The 17,895-nt window shown below is 37.2% G+C and carries 29 protein-coding genes; 13 read left to right on the top strand and 16 right to left on the bottom strand.

Annotated features, from left to right (window positions below; translation table 11 throughout):
- Positions 1-13 precede the first annotated feature (13 nt).
- Complete coding sequence (locus tag SP041_RS01010; protein WP_137297189.1) at positions 14-421, top strand: hypothetical protein; 408 nt, start codon at positions 14-16, stop codon at positions 419-421.
- Positions 422-588: 167 nt separating this feature from the next.
- On the opposite strand, the gene SP041_RS01005 is transcribed toward SP041_RS01010, so the two are convergent.
- The 4 genes from SP041_RS01005 to SP041_RS20830 form a co-directional block, all read right to left on the bottom strand.
- Positions 589-993, bottom strand: a complete 405-nt coding sequence (locus tag SP041_RS01005) for a hypothetical protein (protein WP_137297188.1) — start codon at positions 991-993, stop codon at positions 589-591.
- Positions 994-1,191: 198 nt separating this feature from the next.
- Positions 1,192-1,470: a hypothetical protein gene (locus SP041_RS01000; RefSeq protein ID WP_137297187.1), complete on the bottom strand. Its 279-nt coding sequence runs from the start codon at positions 1,468-1,470 to the stop codon at positions 1,192-1,194.
- A 123-nt stretch (positions 1,471-1,593) separates the two neighbouring features.
- Positions 1,594-1,797, bottom strand: coding sequence for a hypothetical protein (locus SP041_RS00995; RefSeq protein WP_137297186.1), 204 nt, complete (start codon positions 1,795-1,797; stop codon positions 1,594-1,596).
- 151 nt (positions 1,798-1,948) lie between these two features.
- Positions 1,949-2,119: a hypothetical protein gene (locus SP041_RS20830; RefSeq protein WP_170968509.1), complete on the bottom strand. Its 171-nt coding sequence runs from the start codon at positions 2,117-2,119 to the stop codon at positions 1,949-1,951.
- Between the two features lie 210 nt (positions 2,120-2,329).
- Here SP041_RS20830 and SP041_RS00990 point away from each other — a divergent pair, with 210 nt between their 5' ends.
- Positions 2,330-2,857: a hypothetical protein gene (locus SP041_RS00990; RefSeq protein WP_205961143.1), complete on the top strand. Its 528-nt coding sequence runs from the start codon at positions 2,330-2,332 to the stop codon at positions 2,855-2,857.
- 243 nt (positions 2,858-3,100) lie between these two features.
- On the opposite strand, the gene SP041_RS00985 is transcribed toward SP041_RS00990, so the two are convergent.
- The 7 genes from SP041_RS00985 to SP041_RS00960 all read right to left on the bottom strand — a co-directional run bounded on the left by SP041_RS00985 (position 3,101) and on the right by SP041_RS00960 (position 5,326).
- Positions 3,101-3,361, bottom strand: coding sequence for a hypothetical protein (locus tag SP041_RS00985; RefSeq protein WP_137297184.1), 261 nt, complete (start codon positions 3,359-3,361; stop codon positions 3,101-3,103).
- An 87-nt stretch (positions 3,362-3,448) separates the two neighbouring features.
- Positions 3,449-3,760, bottom strand: coding sequence for a hypothetical protein (locus tag SP041_RS00980; RefSeq protein WP_137297183.1), 312 nt, complete (start codon positions 3,758-3,760; stop codon positions 3,449-3,451).
- A 74-nt stretch (positions 3,761-3,834) separates the two neighbouring features.
- Positions 3,835-4,041 carry a hypothetical protein gene (locus tag SP041_RS00975; protein WP_137297182.1) on the bottom strand — a complete coding sequence of 69 codons (207 nt, stop codon included), beginning with the start codon at positions 4,039-4,041 and terminating at the stop codon, positions 3,835-3,837.
- An 86-nt stretch (positions 4,042-4,127) separates the two neighbouring features.
- Positions 4,128-4,370: a hypothetical protein gene (locus SP041_RS00970; protein WP_137297181.1), complete on the bottom strand. Its 243-nt coding sequence runs from the start codon at positions 4,368-4,370 to the stop codon at positions 4,128-4,130.
- 106 nt (positions 4,371-4,476) lie between these two features.
- Positions 4,477-4,611, bottom strand: a complete 135-nt coding sequence (locus SP041_RS21325) for a hypothetical protein (protein WP_276607141.1) — start codon at positions 4,609-4,611, stop codon at positions 4,477-4,479.
- Positions 4,612-4,647: 36 nt separating this feature from the next.
- The gene (locus tag SP041_RS00965) at positions 4,648-4,989 is read right to left on the bottom strand and encodes a hypothetical protein (RefSeq protein ID WP_137297180.1); all 342 of its coding nucleotides are present in this window, start codon (positions 4,987-4,989) and stop codon (positions 4,648-4,650) included.
- Positions 4,990-5,038: 49 nt separating this feature from the next.
- Positions 5,039-5,326, bottom strand: coding sequence for a hypothetical protein (locus SP041_RS00960; RefSeq protein ID WP_137297179.1), 288 nt, complete (start codon positions 5,324-5,326; stop codon positions 5,039-5,041).
- Positions 5,327-5,871: 545 nt separating this feature from the next.
- Here SP041_RS00960 and SP041_RS00955 point away from each other — a divergent pair.
- Positions 5,872-6,195, top strand: coding sequence for a GNAT family N-acetyltransferase (locus SP041_RS00955; RefSeq protein ID WP_137297178.1), 324 nt, complete (start codon positions 5,872-5,874; stop codon positions 6,193-6,195).
- On the opposite strand, the gene SP041_RS00950 is transcribed toward SP041_RS00955, so the two are convergent.
- From SP041_RS00950 to SP041_RS00940, 3 genes are all read right to left on the bottom strand, one after another.
- Complete coding sequence (locus SP041_RS00950) at positions 6,192-6,476, bottom strand: hypothetical protein (protein WP_137297177.1); 285 nt, start codon at positions 6,474-6,476, stop codon at positions 6,192-6,194. The two genes, SP041_RS00955 and SP041_RS00950, sit on opposite strands and share 4 nt — an antisense overlap.
- A 206-nt stretch (positions 6,477-6,682) precedes the next feature.
- Entirely contained in the window at positions 6,683-6,922 is a 240-nt protein-coding gene (locus tag SP041_RS00945) for a hypothetical protein (RefSeq protein WP_137297176.1), read from the bottom strand.
- Positions 6,923-7,390: a hypothetical protein gene (locus tag SP041_RS00940; protein ID WP_137297175.1), complete on the bottom strand. Its 468-nt coding sequence runs from the start codon at positions 7,388-7,390 to the stop codon at positions 6,923-6,925.
- A gap of 351 nt (positions 7,391-7,741) precedes the next feature.
- Between SP041_RS00940 and SP041_RS00935 the strand changes: the two genes are divergently transcribed.
- The 10 genes from SP041_RS00935 to SP041_RS00890 all read left to right on the top strand — a co-directional run bounded on the left by SP041_RS00935 (position 7,742) and on the right by SP041_RS00890 (position 16,136).
- Positions 7,742-9,049 (top strand): peptidoglycan DD-metalloendopeptidase family protein, encoded by a 1,308-nt coding sequence (locus SP041_RS00935; protein WP_137297174.1) that lies wholly within the window; start codon positions 7,742-7,744, stop codon positions 9,047-9,049.
- Positions 9,050-9,179: 130 nt separating this feature from the next.
- A complete protein-coding gene (locus SP041_RS00930) occupies positions 9,180-9,407 on the top strand; it encodes a hypothetical protein (protein WP_025562901.1) in 228 nt (75 codons plus the stop codon).
- Positions 9,408-9,497: 90 nt separating this feature from the next.
- Positions 9,498-10,118 (top strand): hypothetical protein, encoded by a 621-nt coding sequence (locus SP041_RS00925; protein WP_025562900.1) that lies wholly within the window; start codon positions 9,498-9,500, stop codon positions 10,116-10,118.
- A 302-nt stretch (positions 10,119-10,420) separates the two neighbouring features.
- A complete protein-coding gene (locus tag SP041_RS00920; protein ID WP_025562899.1) occupies positions 10,421-10,987 on the top strand; it encodes a phosphatase PAP2 family protein in 567 nt (188 codons plus the stop codon).
- A gap of 79 nt (positions 10,988-11,066) precedes the next feature.
- Complete coding sequence (locus SP041_RS00915; protein ID WP_025562898.1) at positions 11,067-12,131, top strand: hypothetical protein; 1,065 nt, start codon at positions 11,067-11,069, stop codon at positions 12,129-12,131.
- Between the two features lie 35 nt (positions 12,132-12,166).
- Positions 12,167-12,898, top strand: coding sequence for a hypothetical protein (locus SP041_RS00910; protein WP_025562897.1), 732 nt, complete (start codon positions 12,167-12,169; stop codon positions 12,896-12,898).
- A gap of 49 nt (positions 12,899-12,947) precedes the next feature.
- Positions 12,948-13,325 carry a hypothetical protein gene (locus SP041_RS00905; RefSeq protein ID WP_025562896.1) on the top strand — a complete coding sequence of 126 codons (378 nt, stop codon included), beginning with the start codon at positions 12,948-12,950 and terminating at the stop codon, positions 13,323-13,325.
- 586 nt (positions 13,326-13,911) lie between these two features.
- Positions 13,912-14,652 (top strand): hypothetical protein, encoded by a 741-nt coding sequence (locus SP041_RS00900; RefSeq protein ID WP_025562895.1) that lies wholly within the window; start codon positions 13,912-13,914, stop codon positions 14,650-14,652.
- Positions 14,653-14,754: 102 nt separating this feature from the next.
- Positions 14,755-14,988, top strand: a complete 234-nt coding sequence (locus SP041_RS00895) for a transcriptional regulator (protein WP_025562893.1) — start codon at positions 14,755-14,757, stop codon at positions 14,986-14,988.
- A 260-nt stretch (positions 14,989-15,248) separates the two neighbouring features.
- Positions 15,249-16,136, top strand: a complete 888-nt coding sequence (locus SP041_RS00890; protein WP_025562892.1) for a hypothetical protein — start codon at positions 15,249-15,251, stop codon at positions 16,134-16,136.
- Between the two features lie 93 nt (positions 16,137-16,229).
- On the opposite strand, the gene SP041_RS00885 is transcribed toward SP041_RS00890, so the two are convergent.
- Both SP041_RS00885 and SP041_RS00880 read right to left on the bottom strand, forming a co-directional pair.
- Positions 16,230-16,544: a hypothetical protein gene (locus tag SP041_RS00885; protein ID WP_025562891.1), complete on the bottom strand. Its 315-nt coding sequence runs from the start codon at positions 16,542-16,544 to the stop codon at positions 16,230-16,232.
- 8 nt (positions 16,545-16,552) lie between these two features.
- Entirely contained in the window at positions 16,553-17,776 is a 1,224-nt protein-coding gene (locus tag SP041_RS00880; RefSeq protein WP_025562890.1) for a DNA sulfur modification protein DndB, read from the bottom strand.
- Positions 17,777-17,895 lie beyond the last annotated feature (119 nt).

The raw sequence follows: 17,895 nt of genomic DNA, 5'->3' as shown, positions 1-17,895 counted from the left end.
GGGGGAACAAATAATGCCTACTCAACAATACAAATCAAAAAAAGAATTTTTCTTGGCTGCAGAAAACAAAGAAGTAACACGCACAATGGACGGTGGTCTATCACTTGACGAATGGGATGATTGGGTCAAACAAACAACTGAAGCCTTAATTTCTCAAGGCTGTGCGCCAGAAAACATTGAATTAAACGATAATTCTTTGAGTATCAAAAACTCAAATCAGTTTTGGATGAAGCCTAAAACACCCAGAATAATGACGGGTGAAATACACTCACGTAGCAAAGACTTTTATTTTAAGTCAGATCAGTTCTCAACAGGTGAAGCTGCAAGTTTTTGCGATAAAAGTAAAGCAACCCTAACAGAGTTTGGCTTAGAAGTGGTGATGCTTAATGGTGCCAAGTTAGAATACACGATAACAGGGTAGGCTCGGGATAACCCAGGCCTAGGCCTGGTAACAACAAAACAAAAAAACCAAATCCTTAGAATGAACGACTAGCAGCTCAATAAGCGAGTATTCGCACTGCAAACATTAAAATACACATCCATCAAAATAAGCCGAACTTAAGCAAAAACTTATATTCGGCTATCAATTTATTTAACGCACTTAGACAAAGCGTCTACAAACCATTTCTTCTCCCATAAATCCAATGACACTACAATCTCACATTCTTCGAATTGCTTCTTGGGATCTGCAATAGAGAATGTAAATACAATACACTCCTCGAATGGGTCACCATAATTACCGTATGAGACACAAAACACTACATTTTCATCAAAGAGTCCCCTTACTTCCTTATAATGCTTGTCTTTTAATCCAGAAAGTAGATCTGTAAATTCAGTCAAATCATGCATATTTGAAAGCTCTAACGTAGCTTGAGAATTTTCTTTATCAATAAACGTGATCAGTGCGGAACCATCTTTCTCTTCAACTGAAACGATAGACTCGCTTCGAGGATGTTTGAAAACAAATATGTTCTCTGCTGGGCTAAATCGCATTTTCATAGTAATACCTTAATTTAATTCGAAATCATGCATACTGAGTGTTTAATTACCCCGCTTTTTGACTGGGCTTAAACATAATGCATTAATTTTTATAATATTTTGTACGTCATATATATAAGAAACGATACAGGACATACAGCAACCAGTCCTAGCAATATATAAGTCACGACCAAATCCTTTTTTTAAAAGCTATTAATCCGTCTTTTTCTCAGAGCGCGATTGCTCCATCTTGTGCTTATGTATCTTATGCTTAATGTTCAATAATTCAAAAACCGCAATATCAATATCAGCATAACATTTTCCATTAATAACAATATCATAGTCGACATCTGCAAATTTCCATCCAGACCACTTCTCTTTGGGGTTTCTAACTCTTCCCATTAAGGTCGAGTAATTAACGCCTAGTCGTTTAGCGGCCTCTTTAGCAGGCATGTCGTACAGTTTATTATCTACAATTACTCTTGTTACCATTTTCGAACCTTAGAAAATTACAATACATATTTATACTATGTATTGTATATCGTATTTTAAATAAATCCAGCAAGTAACAACCCTATCTTGGCTATACTAGAAAACCTTAAGAGTTATTACCGACTAACGAAGCATTAACTCTTTCATCTCTGAAACAAGCTGACAGTGTTCAATGTAGAAATCACGATCAGACAATGATTCGCCTTCAATTTCACGTACATAAAGTTCAAACTTTGTTTTTGCTTCTTGCATTGAGTCTGCTTGTACCATTTTAACATGGTCATCAAGATCACAAACTCGACCAACTACAACATATTCACCGCTCATATTTATAACCCTAATTTATTTTAACTTGGGAAACACAGATTATATTCAAATCTGATTTGAAGTGTGTCTCAATTCAATAAGGTCATTATAGTGTATTACATACACCATGTAAAGCAGGAATATGTATTAAAGTGTATTATTATGTATTAATTTACATATTTTCTAATAATGTAAGAATATGATTAGCCACAGGCTTTTGTACTTCAGCCCTTCCGCAATTGTAGCTCTTATGTGTATTAAAAGAGATGCCAAGTTTCTCTATCCAATCAGGGACTGAAAGGGAAAGCTTAGCACGGGCATTCTTGTATTCATCGGTAGTCATAAGTAGAACCTGTAATATTTATAAGGTGTACACAATACACCACTATAAAAGATGAATTGAGCTAAATCCAGCTTTAAATTTAAATGCGACTTTGAGTTTAGATTTACAGACCAAAACAAAAACACTTTAAACATAATACAAAATATCATATAATAAGTGAAATATTTCATAATAAAGAGAAAGACATAAGTGATTATAGATAAAGGAACAATGAAAGTATTATTAAGCACCTTAGTAAAAGGCCACATTCAGCCTTTTTGCAGCAATATTCATATCTTTAAGTCGGGATATGCCGCAGCCACTGACGGTAGCTTAGCTTTTGTCTCCAATAAGCTAGATATGACAGGAAGCACAGTCAGTAAAGACTTGCTAATCAACTTAGGCACAGTAAGCATGACCAACGTTGAGAACTTTATTGTAGATGAGACTAAAGGCTTACTGTCTTGTAAAGACAAAAATGATGAATTAGTTGCCCTCATCCCCTTTGAAACTCAAGAGCGATCTCCATTTAACTTTAAAACCATATACGATCGTCATGTCCCAAACACTTCAGGAAACATAACGCTTGATCCTAAATACATGAGACGATTAGCAGCCGTTTTTCCTGATAACTCTGACATCTACTTTAAAGTAGGGCAAGAGGGAACACCAAGTATCGTTATCGGTGAAAGAGGTGCATTAATTATCATGCCAAAACAAGAGCATGTTAGAGAACTACCCGACATATTAATCAATTAGCACACTGTGGCATGATTAAATGATAGTACTTGCATAATGATAAGCCAGGACAAGTGGGAGGCAACACAATCTTAGTTCCTGGTCGGTTTTGATTTGTATAATGGATTTTAGTGCGAACAACTAATCTAAAGGGAATGGCCAAGAGGAAATTCATAGAGATGGGCATCGTTTCACTTGATAAAAGCCAGTTGGTTTGGGCGCCTTAATTAGTTTTAATGGCGCCTCAAGAGAGAAGCATACTTTCTAGTCAGCTAGCTCAAATATAATGCAGTCATTATCCTCTAGATAACCTTTTAAATAATCTATAAATAACCCTGCCGTTTCAAGGCAACTAAAGTCAGCTTCAACATAGTCAGTCATCTGACATGATTCGAGATGGTCTGCTTGTTGACTTATCGGGTTTTGGTAAATGGATTCCCAAAACAATTTTTCACTAGCGTCACTTAATTCAGGTAGTTTGAAGTCGATTCTTGCTCTATATACTGCTGAAATGAATTTGTTCATGATGTTAAATTTCCATTAATTTAATAAGTTAGTTGCCAATATGTGTAAAATAATAGGCTAAGTTTAAATAGCCCTCATTTGATTATCCTACTCGGCCAGCCAAGAGCGATACATGTCTGTGGCCGTATTGCTTAACAATCCTTCATTTGTGCAGTAAGGGTGTGTAACAGAAGCTGTTTGGGTGACTTTATCTATGAAAATGTCCATATCTATATTTTCGGTATTTTCATCATCCCCATCGATATCAAATTCAAAATTTAAACCTATAATTAAATCGTTTTCAGAATTTGACGCCATTGTTATTTCAGGCTGTGAATGAAAGTTTAAGCATTCATCAAATTGTGCAATATCATACAGAGTCGAGCCAAGCTTATTTTGCTTCTGAGTATCTACCATCATTGTTATTCATTCCTTAAGATAATTATTATTTTTTAATTAACTTATTATAGTCGTGTACACGACTATGGTCAAGTTTATAAGTCAAAATAACCGTGCTTTGTAGCGAAAGAATGAAGATCAATAACAGCTTGTTTTGGAGATCCTGACTTTGATATAAAATCAGCTTTAATCTTTTCTAATAGTACCGCATCGTCACTTGGGACAATCTCAACGCGGAACAGTGGTATCCGCTTTTTATTGTATGTCTCATGTTTGTTTTTTGGTTGTTGTGGGCTTGTCATTGAAATTACCTGTTATGTGTTTACTTGCTGAGGACTCACTGTTGGAGAGTCCTATGGGCTAATTGTTTGCAACAAAAACTGATGCATCATATAAAGATATAATCCATATCTCCATTATCAACGTACACAGCATCGAAACTTTGATGGTATGTTGCATTAGACCTAATTGTTACACTTTCATGAAGTTCGTTAAAAACGGCATTATCAACCACGCTCAAGAAAAATTCTTTGCTTATCGGGGTGCTATTGTCTCTTCGATACTTCTCCGCCTTAGCACCTTCTTTCACGCAGGGATGGCTAAACTTTTTTTTATCATTTGAATTTTTCATAACTTCCTCATTTAAATAAGTTGTTTAAAGAGCTTAGCTTTAGTCGTGCACACGGAGTAAGACAAGCTCTAATAACGAATTAACTAACTATTGGACTCGTGTTTTTCTATCCAACCTTTAAGCACCATTGACCGTGCTCATTTTGACAAAAATCCTCTGGCTTAGTAGCCCCATCAAATGCATTATCGCCCTGTGTTTTTTCGTCAGGGCCAAGATCTTCTTTTTTAGTCGAACGCTTCATTTAAAACTCCTGTTATTTTTACCGTATTAAACGTATTTAGTAACCGCTCATTTCTGCATTATGATCTCGCTGACCATCTTCAATTGATACCCATGAACCCGACACCAACTCTTGCTCTGAAAAACTTGAGTGGGAACCATCGCAGTCTCTGGAGTTGCTTCCAACTTCTCTGTAAAGAGTGCCGTTCTTGTTCTCTCTAACCTCATAATTAGACTGATAACCTTCATCAGTCATTTTACTTGTGCGAACAACAACTTTAGATTGCCCATCTTCCAAAGTGAATGTCTTGCTGTAACTATGAATCGTACCATTTGAGCGTGTACTTCTTACTGAAACTCTAAAGCGTATTTTAATTCTTGAAGGTAATTTCTTTTTCATAATCGTCTCTATATATCCATGTTTCTTAATGTTCTTAAGGCAAACAATATCAAAGTGTCCAATCACTTAAATAACGTTCAATTGACTCTGTAATGACAGGTAACCGAACCCCTCTTGGTTCAACAATATGCCAGTCATTCTTATTTGAAATTTGTACAAATGAATAGAAATTACCTTCAACTTCCTCTAGAGCTACTTCTGAAATTTCAGCAGCGGCCAACAATAATTTAGGCAAGCTATTAAAAAAATCGCAATTTTCTAAATCTTGTTTTTTAATGTTTCCAATGACTACGAAATAGTGTGCATTTTTGTTCAATATGAAATGTTTTTCTGTCATAAGTAGCCTTAAATTATAGTTTTGGACTAAAACACCTTAGGTTCATTAAGCCACCTATTGGTAAATAGCATTAAAAGTGTGATTTGGCTTTCACACAAATAGCGCCCCTTTAATTCATATATTATAGTCGCGTACACGACTTTAGGCAATGTTTATATACTTAAAATTAACAGTTAATGCAAAACAATGGGCAGTATGGCAAAAAAACCACCGACACATTTATCCTTTGTTTTACACAGGCATCTAAACTAATATTCACCCATCTGATTGACATAGTATATCAACATTGGTATATTACCCGCTTATTACAACAAACACATAAATACAGGCAAACACATGAATTTAATTAAAATATGTATTAATAAATCAACAGGCTTTAAAGCGAAGCTAGTATCTTCGGTCAAAGAATCACTTACAATGCAATTTGTGCCTGTTCTCGCCCCTTCAATTAAACTAGATGTCTCAGGCCTTGAATCCTTCGAGTCAAATGACAGCAATAAATAATAAGAGGCGCCTAAAGGCAAATATTTGTTAATGGATAGATTATGATCAAAGAAACAATCAGAGATCAGTATTATGACAACATACTGTTGGAGTTAGGTGAGATGTCTCGTCTTCAAGGGAGATTGTCAGAACATCATGCAACGGTTTCAAGCTTATCAGTGGATCAATCTTTCAATAGGCAAGGCATTGGAACCAAGCTTTTCAATCACTTTAAAAAGAAAGTGATTGAATCGGGAGTAGCAATAATAACGATCGAAGTTTTTAAAGATAATGAGCGAGCACTACAATTCTGGATGAAGCATGGCTTTTGCAACCCAGAAGAAACTGATCGTGATCATATTTCTTTAGAGCTCACGCTTCTTTAAAGTTTGTATGTTCGGCTACCAGGCTTAAAGTTAAATACGGCAAAAACTTGTCCATTCCCAGCAACCACGACGTGCTTACCATCCGTTTTGACAATCCCATCTTTATCATCTTTACAAACAATATGTGCAGCGGTATACATGGGGTCATTTTTTTTAAAGAAGACCCTGATACTGTTCTCATGCGTTATGCTAAATAAAGCATCCTGGCACTCATCTGAATTATCACTAGCGAAAGACGCGCTTGTCATAAGCAAAATTAAAGAGACTGTTTTTGCACCCAATAAAACTAACCTAAAAATATAAACCTCCAACAACTTAAATTAACGAAAGGTCAATACCTTCAGCGCTCAAAAACGAAAAAGAATTATAGCACAACAAAAACTACATAGTCATGCTAAGAAATAAATTCCATATAAAATATGATATATTTTATCTGAATTTTTTATTGGCTTAAAAAAATAGCAATTTGTCTCAACATCATGCCCGACTAGCCAAACTTATTACATATTGCTTCATAGGCTGTTTCGATGCCTTCAATATAAATACTCGAAGAAACATCAATACCCGAAGAATGATGAGCAAGGATCATTGATTCGACCCCATCAATGGCTGAATTAAATAACTCATTTTCTGTTTTGCAATCTTCTTTCATTTGAGAATAAATTGTTGCCACGCCACCTACTACGGAAGAATTAATTTCTATCCCAAACACACCTAGCTTTAACATTTAAATTCCTTCTCTAATTTTCTTATTGAAATTTGCTTCATCATCACTAACAAAAACGAATGCTGGTACCCAGTCTCCCGAACCATCTCCAGCCTCTATGACCTCAACATTGACCGGGAACACGATCGAGCAAGAATTATTTGAAGTCTCAACGAGCCTTTTTGCAGCAGCAATCGTGTCGTCGCTTGCTTTACCTGTTGATTGCTCTATTTGGATATCTCCTTCGAACTCTAGTGCAAACATCTCTAACTCTTCAGGTGTATTAATAGGCGCCATATACTCTTTTTCATACACCGGGTTTTCTATATCACCAGGGACAACGGCAATTAAGTGATAATTTTCATCAGGCTTGTTTTTACGTGCCAAATAGAGCTCATTTACTGCGGACTGCTCAGATAGCACTTCATTTTCATTTCGACCGTTAAACGTGCTGTCTTCCTGACTTCTAACTTGATAACCTACTATCATATACCACCTCAAATCAATTAAAATACATCTTATTATATTAAACAAGACGCTCTCTTTTCTGCACTTACTATACATATCTATTAGATATGTATCAATGCAATTCTATATAAATACGTAATTATGTATTTAGCGTAATTACACTAATGCATTTAATTTAACTTAATCATCAATACGGCTATAAACACATACAAATATAGTCAAATTCCGCTAACGGCTCACCCCTACTTCAAAACAATCGAAAAAGAACCAAAACAAAAATAACCATAGACATATCACCAAACCCATATTTGACTTAATAGAGCTATATTAGTATATTTATTGCATAAAAATTAAATAAAAAACAAAAGAGCAATGCCAGTGCATATCCATAAAAACTTTAATACTCTGAAATCATTCGCAATCCTACTTTTCCCAACGGTATTGTCCCCAAACATACTGGCGACACCAATCGGGGACACAATTGAAAATGAAGTACATTCAAAAATAATCAATAAACCGGTACCAATAAATAATGCGAACAGCGAGTTCACCTCACTGCAATCAGATGTAAAAGACACATTACTTATTGATAACACTATCAAACACCCTGACATCGCGCAATTTCTCTCGCCATATAACTACGAATACAAAATAAAAAAAGGCGATAACCTCGGCCTTATTTTTGAAAAGTTTCACTTAAGATATTCTGACTTAATGAGACTAATGGAATCTGACTTGAATTTTCTTTCACTTGATACAATCATGCCAGGGAACGTCATCAAGATTTGGAAAACAAAGAAATCAAATAAACTACTTAGACTTGAGCTCAAATTAAATCTCTCTGACACCGTAAGTTACACTCTTAATGGTTCATCTTATGATTACAACACATATTCAGATCCCGGCACCTGGAAAGAAAGTAGAATTAAAGGGAAAGTCATCCGCACTTTATCTGGCTCAGCCAAAAAAGTCGGACTATCTAATAGTGAAATAGCTCAAATGACGGCTTTACTTCAAAATAAGATCAATTTCTCAAAGGAACTTAAAAAAGGCGATCAGTTTGAAATAATCAGAAAAACTCAGTATATAAACGGAAAAAAAACACGGAATCACGAAGTTGAAATGGTTAAGATACAGAATAAGGGTAAAACATACTCAGCTATCCTGCATACTGACGGCCAATTCTATGATGGTGACGGCAAAAGCCTGGAGCAAGCATTCAACCGTAGACCAGTGAGCAAACGATTTAGAATAAGCTCTAGCTTCAACCCAAATCGACTACACCCGGTTACCAAACGAATTTCTCCTCACAATGGTACTGACTTTGCGGTGCCGAGTGGAACTCCGATTGCTTCAGTAGGCGACGGAATCGTGATATTAACTAGAAAACATCCTTATGCCGGCAATTACGTGGTGATAAAGCATAACAACACATATAAAACGCGATACCTTCACATGAGCAAAATACTGGTAAAAAAAGGCCAGAAAATAACTCGTGGTCAAAAGATTGGCCTATCAGGCAGTACTGGCCGCGTTACTGGCCCGCATTTGCATTTTGAAATGCTTATTAAAGATAAAGCCGTGAATGCAATGACAACAAGCATACCTTCAGGTACACCAGTACCTCCCCTTGAAATGAAATCTTTCATTGAGAACAAAAAAAGGCTTGATGCCATTTAATCTTAGTAGGGGGGCAGCGCCATGCGCTGCATATAACCAGTTACAACCCCTGCTCCCTCACATACACAATGACTTTCGATACAACAAACAATATAATATATACCTATTCTCACTTTTGTAAGATATAAATATGCCAACAAACAACAAGTTCGTTATTAGAGAGATGAAAGCACAAGACAACCTCTTTTCTATTCATTTAACAGGTGAAATTACCAAATTTTTAAAGATTGATGGTGATTATGACTATCTGACCGCCATAGAAGCATTTGATATCGCAACCGACTTCATATCAGAACATGATCTACTTATTGAATGGGAGGGCTATATCCCAGAATGGGCAAAGCCTCTAGACGACTAAAACAACAAACTTATCATTGACACTTATACCAATATTGATATAATAACGTAAATTAAAAAACACTTTATCATTTATTCAGGGGAGAGATTTATGTTAAGAAATACATCACTACAGAGCGTTGAAAGCCTTTTACCACCGTTCGCACTACACAACCTTAATCAGGCTTTTATTAATGGCACAAAAGAAGATGAATTACTCATTAAAGACATCATCACACTGCTTAATCACTGCGCTGCTGAAAACAGAGCAGGCAATGAGCCTCTTTGCCTTATCAGCCTACCTGACGGCTCTGTGTTTGTTTCTGGCCAGATCTATCAATGGTCTCTACGATTCAATGCGGTGATCACATCTAAATCACTTATTAAAAAAATGAAGTCAGCAGTAGAATACAACTGTAATGTTCTTCAGCCAAAAATTAATGACTATTCAACAGCCGTTGTAGCCTACAATGCTAAGCGTACAGAGGCAGCATACCAGTTTGAATTCATTGCAAGACAGCATAAGGGTCTGGACGGCAATGCAACATTAGAAAGCTACAAAGAGTTTTTACAAAAAAACGATCGCACTAACTTCATCGACAATGCGCTGACGAATGAATTACAAGCAATTGAATCTTTCCATAAAGAAGTCTGGGTTGGCTCATACGGCATTCACCCTCAGACATATCTTAAGGGCTTAGGAATAACGTCATTCCCTGATTTTTGTGCTTAACACTTCGCGTTCCATTGCCTTACTGCTTTGTCAGTAAGGCACAATCAACCAAAACAAATCCAATCCCCTACTGCATATAAATACACAAACAATTTAATTTTCCTTGCCGATGGCAACCACCCCCACATCAGTGACACCTTAAATAACACATATTATATTAATTTTTAAATTAATCGCATTTTGTATCACATTATAGTTGACTTAATATATCAGTATTGGTATATTATGTACATCAGGTGAGGGGCAACTACTGACTCACTAACTACTTATTAAATTACTATTTATCGAATGGAAGAATTAAAATGAATGCACTTAAAAACCTAACAAAAACTTGTCTTATCGTTGCTTCTTTAAGTGCGTCTACAACAGCTATTGCTGAAAATGATGATCGCACATGGATGACTGATGCAGGCGACAATCTGCAATACGCTGTACCTGTATTTGCCGCAGGTTACGCTCTCTACAAAGGCGACTGGGATGGCTTCTGGCAAACTGCTGAGGGTGCTGTTTACACTTCTTTAGCTACTCACGCTTTGAAATATTCAGTTAGCGAAGAACGTCCAAACGGTATGGATGATAACTCATTCCCATCTGGACACACATCTGCGGCGATGCAGGGTGCGGCGTTCCTATCAATGCGTTACGGTTGGGAAGTGGGCGTACCTGCCACTGTCGTTGCGTCGTTCGTTGGTTATAGCCGCGTTGAAGCAAAGTATCACTATACTCGTGATGTATTAGCAGGGACAGCAATTGCATGGGGCGTTCAATATGCCATTACAGAGTTAGGCTTCTCTCCAACTGAATTTATTATTTCTCCTTTCGTAGACAACACTAATGGCTTTGGTGTTCATGTGTCAGGTAAATTCTAGCAATCTGATAGCGACGCCATTTGGTGTCGCACCTAATTTTGACAGAATGACAAATAAACTTAAAATATAAGGCATAAAAATGAAACTTTCACAAGTAACGACGGCTCAACTTCTTAATGAAAAATTTGCATCTTTTTATAGTAATCTTAATGCGGACATTAAAAACGACATGCTTGAGAAGCACGATATCGTCATTACTGGTGATCGAAAGTCAGTTAAAACATATGTTACTGACGAAATAATAAAAAGTATGCCTGCTAAATCTGCGCTAATTCCAGTTAGTTGCTCAAACATTGTAGATGATGCCGACTTTACTTTTGCTCTTAAAAGCGCTTCATCACATACGTTGCGCTCGATTTCTCCAGAAAGCTCAGACGACACGGCCAAACAAGCAAAATCACCCTCAGAACAAGCTCCGCTTACTGAAGTGCTAAACTTGATTAAAGGCGCATTTACTTTCAATGGTTTTAGTCATGTCACTATTGCAATTTCAGACGTAGAGATTATCAACAAAAAAGAAAGTAATATTCTGAAAATCTTAAATCAGCTTAGCGAGAACAGCCCCTATTTTTCTTTTGTTTTTTGCCAACAACACAATAAAACCCCGATCGACTGGCACTGTGAGCTTAAATCGTATAGCGCAATAGCAATGGACATCAATGAAATTAAAATACATCTTGAAAACAAATATATGGTCAATATGACTGATGACGTATTTGTTGCTGTCTGCAATACCTTAAGTTCAAATTATGATGCAATATCTCAAGTTTTTTCTGCTCTCATGATAAACAGCAACAATTCACCGTCATGGAATGATTGTGCATCTATTATCGTCGACTTAGTGAAGCGCAATGAGAATGCATTTATTTCTCGCTTACAATTATTTTCACCGCGTCAAAAAACAGCATTAAAAGCGATCTCCTATGCACGTAATTTCAAGATTTTTAATGAGCAAACAACCATTAGATTCAACATGCGTAGACAATCACTTTTCCAAACCATTTCAAACTTGGAAGATAAGAACGAAATCATAAAAATTAAACCAGGCAGCTACCAACATCAAGATGCCCTTTTCGGCCTATGGCTTAGCCCTGCATGGCAAGATGACCCAATGGGCTTTCTACTGTCTATTTCGCTTAATTAAATAAACAAAACAATTACATTTAAAAGGGTATAAAAATGAAGATTCCAAAAAATGGAGATGTTGTGATTTGTACGTCGGGCAGTTGGATTGGTAACATCGGATACTTATCGGATGTAACTAAAAAGTCAGCCCAGTTAAGATTTAACTCACGCCCTTTTTTTGATGGTGAGTCAATAATGCTTTCTGGAGGTGAGTCAATTATAACTGACATGAAAAAACTCACTAAGACTAAGGCAAAGGTCAACACGGTCGTTTCTCTTTGTGAGAAAGGCTTTAACGGCTTTCCTAATGGCGAAGAGGAGACAATCAGTTCCACTGTATGGGAATATGAGTCTACTGGTGACAATCCATTTGGCGTATTCACTGTTGATCAAATTTTACTTAGAAAAAGAATGGATTATGAACATGAGGCGCCATCAAAGCCATCCCCTCTCAACAAGGGTGGCGTGTTTGGGGACATTGCAGGCCGAGAAATATTTAACTCTGCTAAAAACTTTGAGCGTCTTTTGCTAAAAGAAATAAAAGGAGATTTCAAAACACCGACTTCATTTGTGCTATCTAATGGATTAAATCAAATTGCCGTTTTTAAAAATAGTCTTTCGATGATGCAGTTTTTTAATGCATACAACTTAGATGAAGCGTCCCATATTGACGGCATTTTTTATGCAGTGACGCCTAATATGGATGTAGAAAAATGGAATTGTGTCGGTAAAAGAAAAATTGTTATAAACCCGCACAACCCGATTGACTTAATATACAATAAATAATATAATATGTTACTATGAGTAATTACAGGTTTAATGTAAGGGAAGCTAAGTGATAGCATCGAAAAGTTTTAATGGTTTAAGAGAGCTCTTTGTTAATTATGGTAAAACGAAAATAATGGAGATGGATTTACCTGATAGTTGCACTTTGGTTGTGGGCACAGGGTCGGTTTCTTTACACTTGCACAATGCAGGCGATATGAAACCCACTGTTTATTCGGTGTCTTCTTGTCAAAACATAATGGTCGCCACGTTAGATACTGTCGTACATGGCAATAAAGAGCACGAGCACATAAAGACGACTCTTTATGTTGATGATGCGTTTATAAAACTAAAGAAGCTGGCTAGCCAGATTCACTCAGGCAATAAAGAAAACACGCATAAGCACTTCAGTTATTTGAATGAAACTTATACAAAACTTGATATTTAATGCTCATCGCCCAACTTTTTGTTCGTTGGGCAATTAATTTTATTGACAACCGTGCTAATAATAATTATTGTGTCGCGGCATTTAGAGGTCTGCCTAAGAAGCGCCCTCAGATAACTGGGATTGAGCTAATGTATTGGCGTAATTAATTTGCTATCAATACATTAGGTTAATTAAAACGGGGATGTCCTAAGAGTATAAGTCCTTGCTGATTCAAGCCATTTCTCCCCAGAGATGTTTCAGCAAGGCACTATTTGCCTGCGACAAGCGCCTTTTAGTGCTTGTTTGAATTAATATTCAGGGCTTTTTATCAAAACAGGGGTGGCACGGGTGTTATATTCTCCCCAGGTGTCATTTGTGCTCCCCCTAACCTTTATGCCTTATTAGCGAATTAATAATAACTCCCCCAATGTTATTGTTTTGTGAACAGGCCACTTTTTAGGTGCCTTGCTATTATTCCCCCAAAATAAACCTTAGCAAGGCGCCCTTTTCTCCCCTTAAATATTTCTACATAATATATCACTTTTCGCTTGATTAGTCTCATAATGAGACTATAATGCCCTTATTGAATATTACTTAAGGGCTCGACATGAACCATCCTAAAACCTGTTTCGCAGTAACTCGTCATAATATAATTATTCCTTTAATATTAAAAAAAGTTGAAGACTTTGATGCTGATTCTTATATTTATGGTTTTGAAATTGACGAGCCCGCTCCAACTGAGTATCAAAAGCTCCATCACAAAAACTTCTTCTCTGGATTTATTGTGCCAAAATCGGAGTCACTAACCGATGTTTCTAGCCATGTGTTTTTAACTGAAATGGCGGCCATTTTGAATATTAAGAAAAAATTAACAAACGAACTGGAGATCACAAGCGATAAGCTGACGATGATTAAAAGTGAGATTAAAGAACTTGAGCTACTGCAACTAAAATGCGGTAAGGCAACAGCGAGCAATACTATCCTAAGCATTAAAGCTGATGACCGTTTATTTTCTGACTACTGTCATTGCGTATCTATGCTTGATTTAGGTGAGTGTAAGCTTGTTGCAATACATGGACGCGATAAAAGTACTGAAGAGCAATATAAGAATAATCCAGACTCTACATTGGTCTCTTTGGTTTCGATTGAAACTAAAGAGCAAATCAAGATGCTGGTTAAGAACACGTTGGTTTTCTCAAACAAAACATCTAGCGCATCCCTTGCCCTTAGCTTGATGGACTCTGACACGCACAAGCACTGGGCTATTGATGAGGTTATTGCGTTTGTAGCTTTTAAAACAGGTACTCCAATAAACACACTTACCAAAGAGCTAGAGCAGTTTGTTTAATTAATTTACGCCTGGGACAGGTTTCCCAGGCATAACCATTGCCGTTGTCGGCTTCACCCCCTGTAAGATAATTTAATAAATAACCAACAAAAGAGAACTACAATGACTGATCCCCTACCTAAGGTGAATATCTGCTTTAATACTTGGCGCAAAGAAAAGCAATTGAGCTCAGAACAGGCCTCAAAATTACTGGGCACATCAAGAGCAAACGGGTTTAAGTATGCAAGCGGCACACGCAGTATCAGTCTTCCTATTGCTTATGCAATGGAAGTCATCGACATGCTGGACGAGCCTGCCTTAGAGGCTTTAATAGCGCGCAGGCTGACAGAAGATTAACGTCATTGACATCAATTAACTAATAGGGTCGAGCGCATCCACCAGCTTGACCCTTCCACTTATCAATCAATACCCCCAAATTAATATCCCTTTCTAGTTCAGGCAAGTGAATTTAATACCTATTGCCAAATCCAAAACATGCGACTAATATTAAATCTATCGATGACGGTGTTATCGACTTAATGGCGAAGTTCTGAGATTGTTCAGGGTTTTGTTTCCACATTGACTTAAGGCTCTGTAGAGAGTTAAAAGGATATAACATGACGACTTTAATTCCAGAGGAAATATTTCCTCGTTCAAACCGGACTATTGTCCGACACGAAACGTATGGCGGAACTGGCTCAAACCAAGTTGAAATTATACGCTCTATCAAGGCAAATTTTGATAATGGTGCACTCATTAGCGCTTTCACATTTGCGGTTCACGCCGACCCAAAGGACTCTTCTGAAAAAGAGCAGCTTGCGTTCTTAATTGAATACAGTGATGGGCACATTGAGCTATTTGATAAGCACTCTATGTCTATTAACCGTAAGCCGCGTGAAAGTGAGATCCTTTCCATGGTGCGTAATCTTATTCAAATGGGATTTGGCGAGCGTCTTTTTTATTGCACTAAACGTCTTCCTACAAAAGTGTTTGAACAATCCCCGCTATTGACATCAACCGTTATCAAGTCAAAAGAGGTTAAGGCGCTTCTACACGATTGGCACGAATTTACCTCTATCAATAATGAAGGCCATAAGACACTGCCCAAAGAGGCTTATAAATTCAAAGAATGGGACAAGTTAACCCGCCTGGCACAAACGTCTGTGAACGAAGTGAGTGTCATGGGCTTAGACGATTTTGTCGGTGGACTTACTTCGTCCAGTGAAGTTGTTGCCGGTTACCTGGGAAGAAGCTTTAAGAAGTGGATTTTCACAAGCATAACAGGCCGACACGCTAGCATGATGTTTTGTGATGAGCGCACCGTCAAGAAGGCCTATTCAGCTATTGTTGGCCAGTATAAAATGAAAGCTTATGGAGACTTCATAAAAGAACAAGTTTTTGACAGCAAATCACAACAATTAATCAGTGCCAATCAAACAATGCTTATTACTGAATTCGATGAGCATCACCAGAAGTGGCTGTTTGATAGGATCCATTCAAGCTAATACCACTGTTTGTTTTTGTCCTCCCTAAATACTTTAGGGAGAGTTAAGGCGAGGTCTCTTTAGCTTCGCCTTTTTGATACTTATTTTGTTAATTTAACTTTTAATGAGTACGAAACAATGCTGTGAACAGTCTTCCCAATCCTCTTTATCAAAGCTTTCTTCCCAAGAGTCAATCGCTTTTTGAGATATATCGCCATTAAGTACCTGCTCAATTTTTAAATCTTGTGCATCTGAGTTCAAGTACATGGGCAGATCCCTTTCAATGCTTGGCTCAATCGTCTGTATTGCCAGCCTATCACCTGTCTTAGCTGTTTCTAAGAACGAATCGATGCCTTTTCGAGCTGAGATAAACGCGGTAGGGCAACGATGTGCTTTAAGGTCTAGCGTTTTGAATGAAGGTGTATTCATGTTCACTCCTACGCTCTTAGCGCTTTACAAGGGTACACATCAAGCATTTCACATAAGTGACTGCCGATTCGTTTTGCACTGTGCTTAACAATAATAAACTCTTTTGCTCTAGCACTTGAAGCGGCGTTAGGGTTTGGCATGATAATGTCTGCTTTTAGCCATTCTTTATCATATAAGTTATCAAGTGGAAGATTCGCCAGCGCATCTAGTTTACTGATTTCAAGTTTCCCAGTAATAAAAGAGCGGTCGATAATCGAGCGCACGAGGTATCCAAGGCCTTCAGAGAAAAGCGCGGCACCAAACAAGGTTGCGTCGTGAGGGACATTAGGAGAGCCCTCGGTATCTTCGGTTAATACATTAACCGGCAAATTATTAAGTGCTTTAGGCAAAATAACTTGTAAAACAGACAACACTTCATCATAAACTTCTTGCTCTTTAAGATCCTTATTAAACTGACCTTTAGTTTTATCCATTGCTGTATGAATGAACTTAGCGAACTGATCTAATTTCCACATTTGACCAAGCTTAAGTGTTCCGTTAAGAGAGATCCATTTTTCTAATGGCTTTCCTGCAAGTTCCGTTGTTTCTATTAATGAGCGCATTAATTTACTGTAAGGAGTCTTGCCATCAAAGTACAGAGACAGTGACGTTGAAGGCTTTTTAAGATTCAGATGGTAGTCAGAAAACACAGTACGTACAATTTCTTTTTTACAGTAGATAGTGTCACTGTTAGTAATAATGACTTTAAAGCCAAATGTTTGATTACCTAGACGAAGCATTTCGTTAAAATCACCCATTGATTCCATCTCTGAGTAGACATGTTTGTTACCTGAGTATCTTCCTTGTCCATCACACAGGAATCTATCGCTGCCACTTAATAGATTTGCGATATAGACAACACGGTTACCTATCGTGGTTTCTTCTTGAATATCCAGCTTATTAACGAAGATAGTGAGGCTTGGGTAAATAGTGTTCCCTTCTCTAACGTAGTCGATATGGCCATTTACGCGGCTTTTATCTACATCACGTTGCATTTTATATTTTTCATCTATCACATCGGCATTTTGCTCAACAAGAAAGTGCTCAATGAGTTCTTGAGTTGTAATGATCCCTTCACAAACTTCAATGTCAGGATATAAGTTCATAATACCTTCTTGCGCTTTAAACAATGTAAGTTGCAAGTCTTTTTTAATAGGCGATGTCATTATACGGCTTTCATTTGAGTTGTTCATGTTAGGTACCTTTCTTATTATTTTGTTCGTTAGATGTTGTTGATGGGAGATACTATAACACTTTTCGCACACTGTGCAACATAGATTATTAAATTAATTATATGCCCGCGTTTTATTTA

Origin of the sequence: Psychromonas sp. SP041, from assembly GCF_000470315.2 — a bacterium.
GTDB lineage: Bacteria > Pseudomonadota > Gammaproteobacteria > Enterobacterales > Psychromonadaceae > Psychromonas.
This window is presented reverse-complemented; position numbering and strand designations above follow the sequence as displayed.

Excerpts from the sequence above, each read along its gene's own strand:
- SP041_RS01010 (WP_137297189.1), top strand. The coding sequence starts at position 14 with ATGCCTACTCAACAATACAAATCAAAAAAAGAATTTTTCTTGGCTGCA.
- SP041_RS01005 (WP_137297188.1), bottom strand. The coding sequence starts at position 993 with ATGCGATTTAGCCCAGCAGAGAACATATTTGTTTTCAAACATCCTCGA.
- SP041_RS01000 (WP_137297187.1), bottom strand. The coding sequence starts at position 1,470 with ATGGTAACAAGAGTAATTGTAGATAATAAACTGTACGACATGCCTGCT.
- SP041_RS00995 (WP_137297186.1), bottom strand. The coding sequence starts at position 1,797 with ATGAGCGGTGAATATGTTGTAGTTGGTCGAGTTTGTGATCTTGATGAC.
- SP041_RS20830 (WP_170968509.1), bottom strand. The coding sequence starts at position 2,119 with ATGACTACCGATGAATACAAGAATGCCCGTGCTAAGCTTTCCCTTTCA.
- SP041_RS00990 (WP_205961143.1), top strand. The coding sequence starts at position 2,330 with ATGAAAGTATTATTAAGCACCTTAGTAAAAGGCCACATTCAGCCTTTT.
- SP041_RS00985 (WP_137297184.1), bottom strand. The coding sequence starts at position 3,361 with ATGAACAAATTCATTTCAGCAGTATATAGAGCAAGAATCGACTTCAAA.
- SP041_RS00980 (WP_137297183.1), bottom strand. The coding sequence starts at position 3,760 with ATGATGGTAGATACTCAGAAGCAAAATAAGCTTGGCTCGACTCTGTAT.
- SP041_RS00975 (WP_137297182.1), bottom strand. The coding sequence starts at position 4,041 with ATGACAAGCCCACAACAACCAAAAAACAAACATGAGACATACAATAAA.
- SP041_RS00970 (WP_137297181.1), bottom strand. The coding sequence starts at position 4,370 with ATGAAAAATTCAAATGATAAAAAAAAGTTTAGCCATCCCTGCGTGAAA.
- SP041_RS21325 (WP_276607141.1), bottom strand. The coding sequence starts at position 4,611 with ATGAAGCGTTCGACTAAAAAAGAAGATCTTGGCCCTGACGAAAAAACA.
- SP041_RS00965 (WP_137297180.1), bottom strand. The coding sequence starts at position 4,989 with ATGAAAAAGAAATTACCTTCAAGAATTAAAATACGCTTTAGAGTTTCA.
- SP041_RS00960 (WP_137297179.1), bottom strand. The coding sequence starts at position 5,326 with ATGACAGAAAAACATTTCATATTGAACAAAAATGCACACTATTTCGTA.
- SP041_RS00955 (WP_137297178.1), top strand. The coding sequence starts at position 5,872 with ATGATCAAAGAAACAATCAGAGATCAGTATTATGACAACATACTGTTG.
- SP041_RS00945 (WP_137297176.1), bottom strand. The coding sequence starts at position 6,922 with ATGTTAAAGCTAGGTGTGTTTGGGATAGAAATTAATTCTTCCGTAGTA.
- SP041_RS00940 (WP_137297175.1), bottom strand. The coding sequence starts at position 7,390 with ATGATAGTAGGTTATCAAGTTAGAAGTCAGGAAGACAGCACGTTTAAC.
- SP041_RS00935 (WP_137297174.1), top strand. The coding sequence starts at position 7,742 with ATGCCAGTGCATATCCATAAAAACTTTAATACTCTGAAATCATTCGCA.
- SP041_RS00930 (WP_025562901.1), top strand. The coding sequence starts at position 9,180 with ATGCCAACAAACAACAAGTTCGTTATTAGAGAGATGAAAGCACAAGAC.
- SP041_RS00925 (WP_025562900.1), top strand. The coding sequence starts at position 9,498 with ATGTTAAGAAATACATCACTACAGAGCGTTGAAAGCCTTTTACCACCG.
- SP041_RS00920 (WP_025562899.1), top strand. The coding sequence starts at position 10,421 with ATGAATGCACTTAAAAACCTAACAAAAACTTGTCTTATCGTTGCTTCT.
- SP041_RS00915 (WP_025562898.1), top strand. The coding sequence starts at position 11,067 with ATGAAACTTTCACAAGTAACGACGGCTCAACTTCTTAATGAAAAATTT.
- SP041_RS00910 (WP_025562897.1), top strand. The coding sequence starts at position 12,167 with ATGAAGATTCCAAAAAATGGAGATGTTGTGATTTGTACGTCGGGCAGT.
- SP041_RS00900 (WP_025562895.1), top strand. The coding sequence starts at position 13,912 with ATGAACCATCCTAAAACCTGTTTCGCAGTAACTCGTCATAATATAATT.
- SP041_RS00895 (WP_025562893.1), top strand. The coding sequence starts at position 14,755 with ATGACTGATCCCCTACCTAAGGTGAATATCTGCTTTAATACTTGGCGC.
- SP041_RS00890 (WP_025562892.1), top strand. The coding sequence starts at position 15,249 with ATGACGACTTTAATTCCAGAGGAAATATTTCCTCGTTCAAACCGGACT.
- SP041_RS00885 (WP_025562891.1), bottom strand. The coding sequence starts at position 16,544 with ATGAATACACCTTCATTCAAAACGCTAGACCTTAAAGCACATCGTTGC.
- SP041_RS00880 (WP_025562890.1), bottom strand. The coding sequence starts at position 17,776 with ATGAACAACTCAAATGAAAGCCGTATAATGACATCGCCTATTAAAAAA.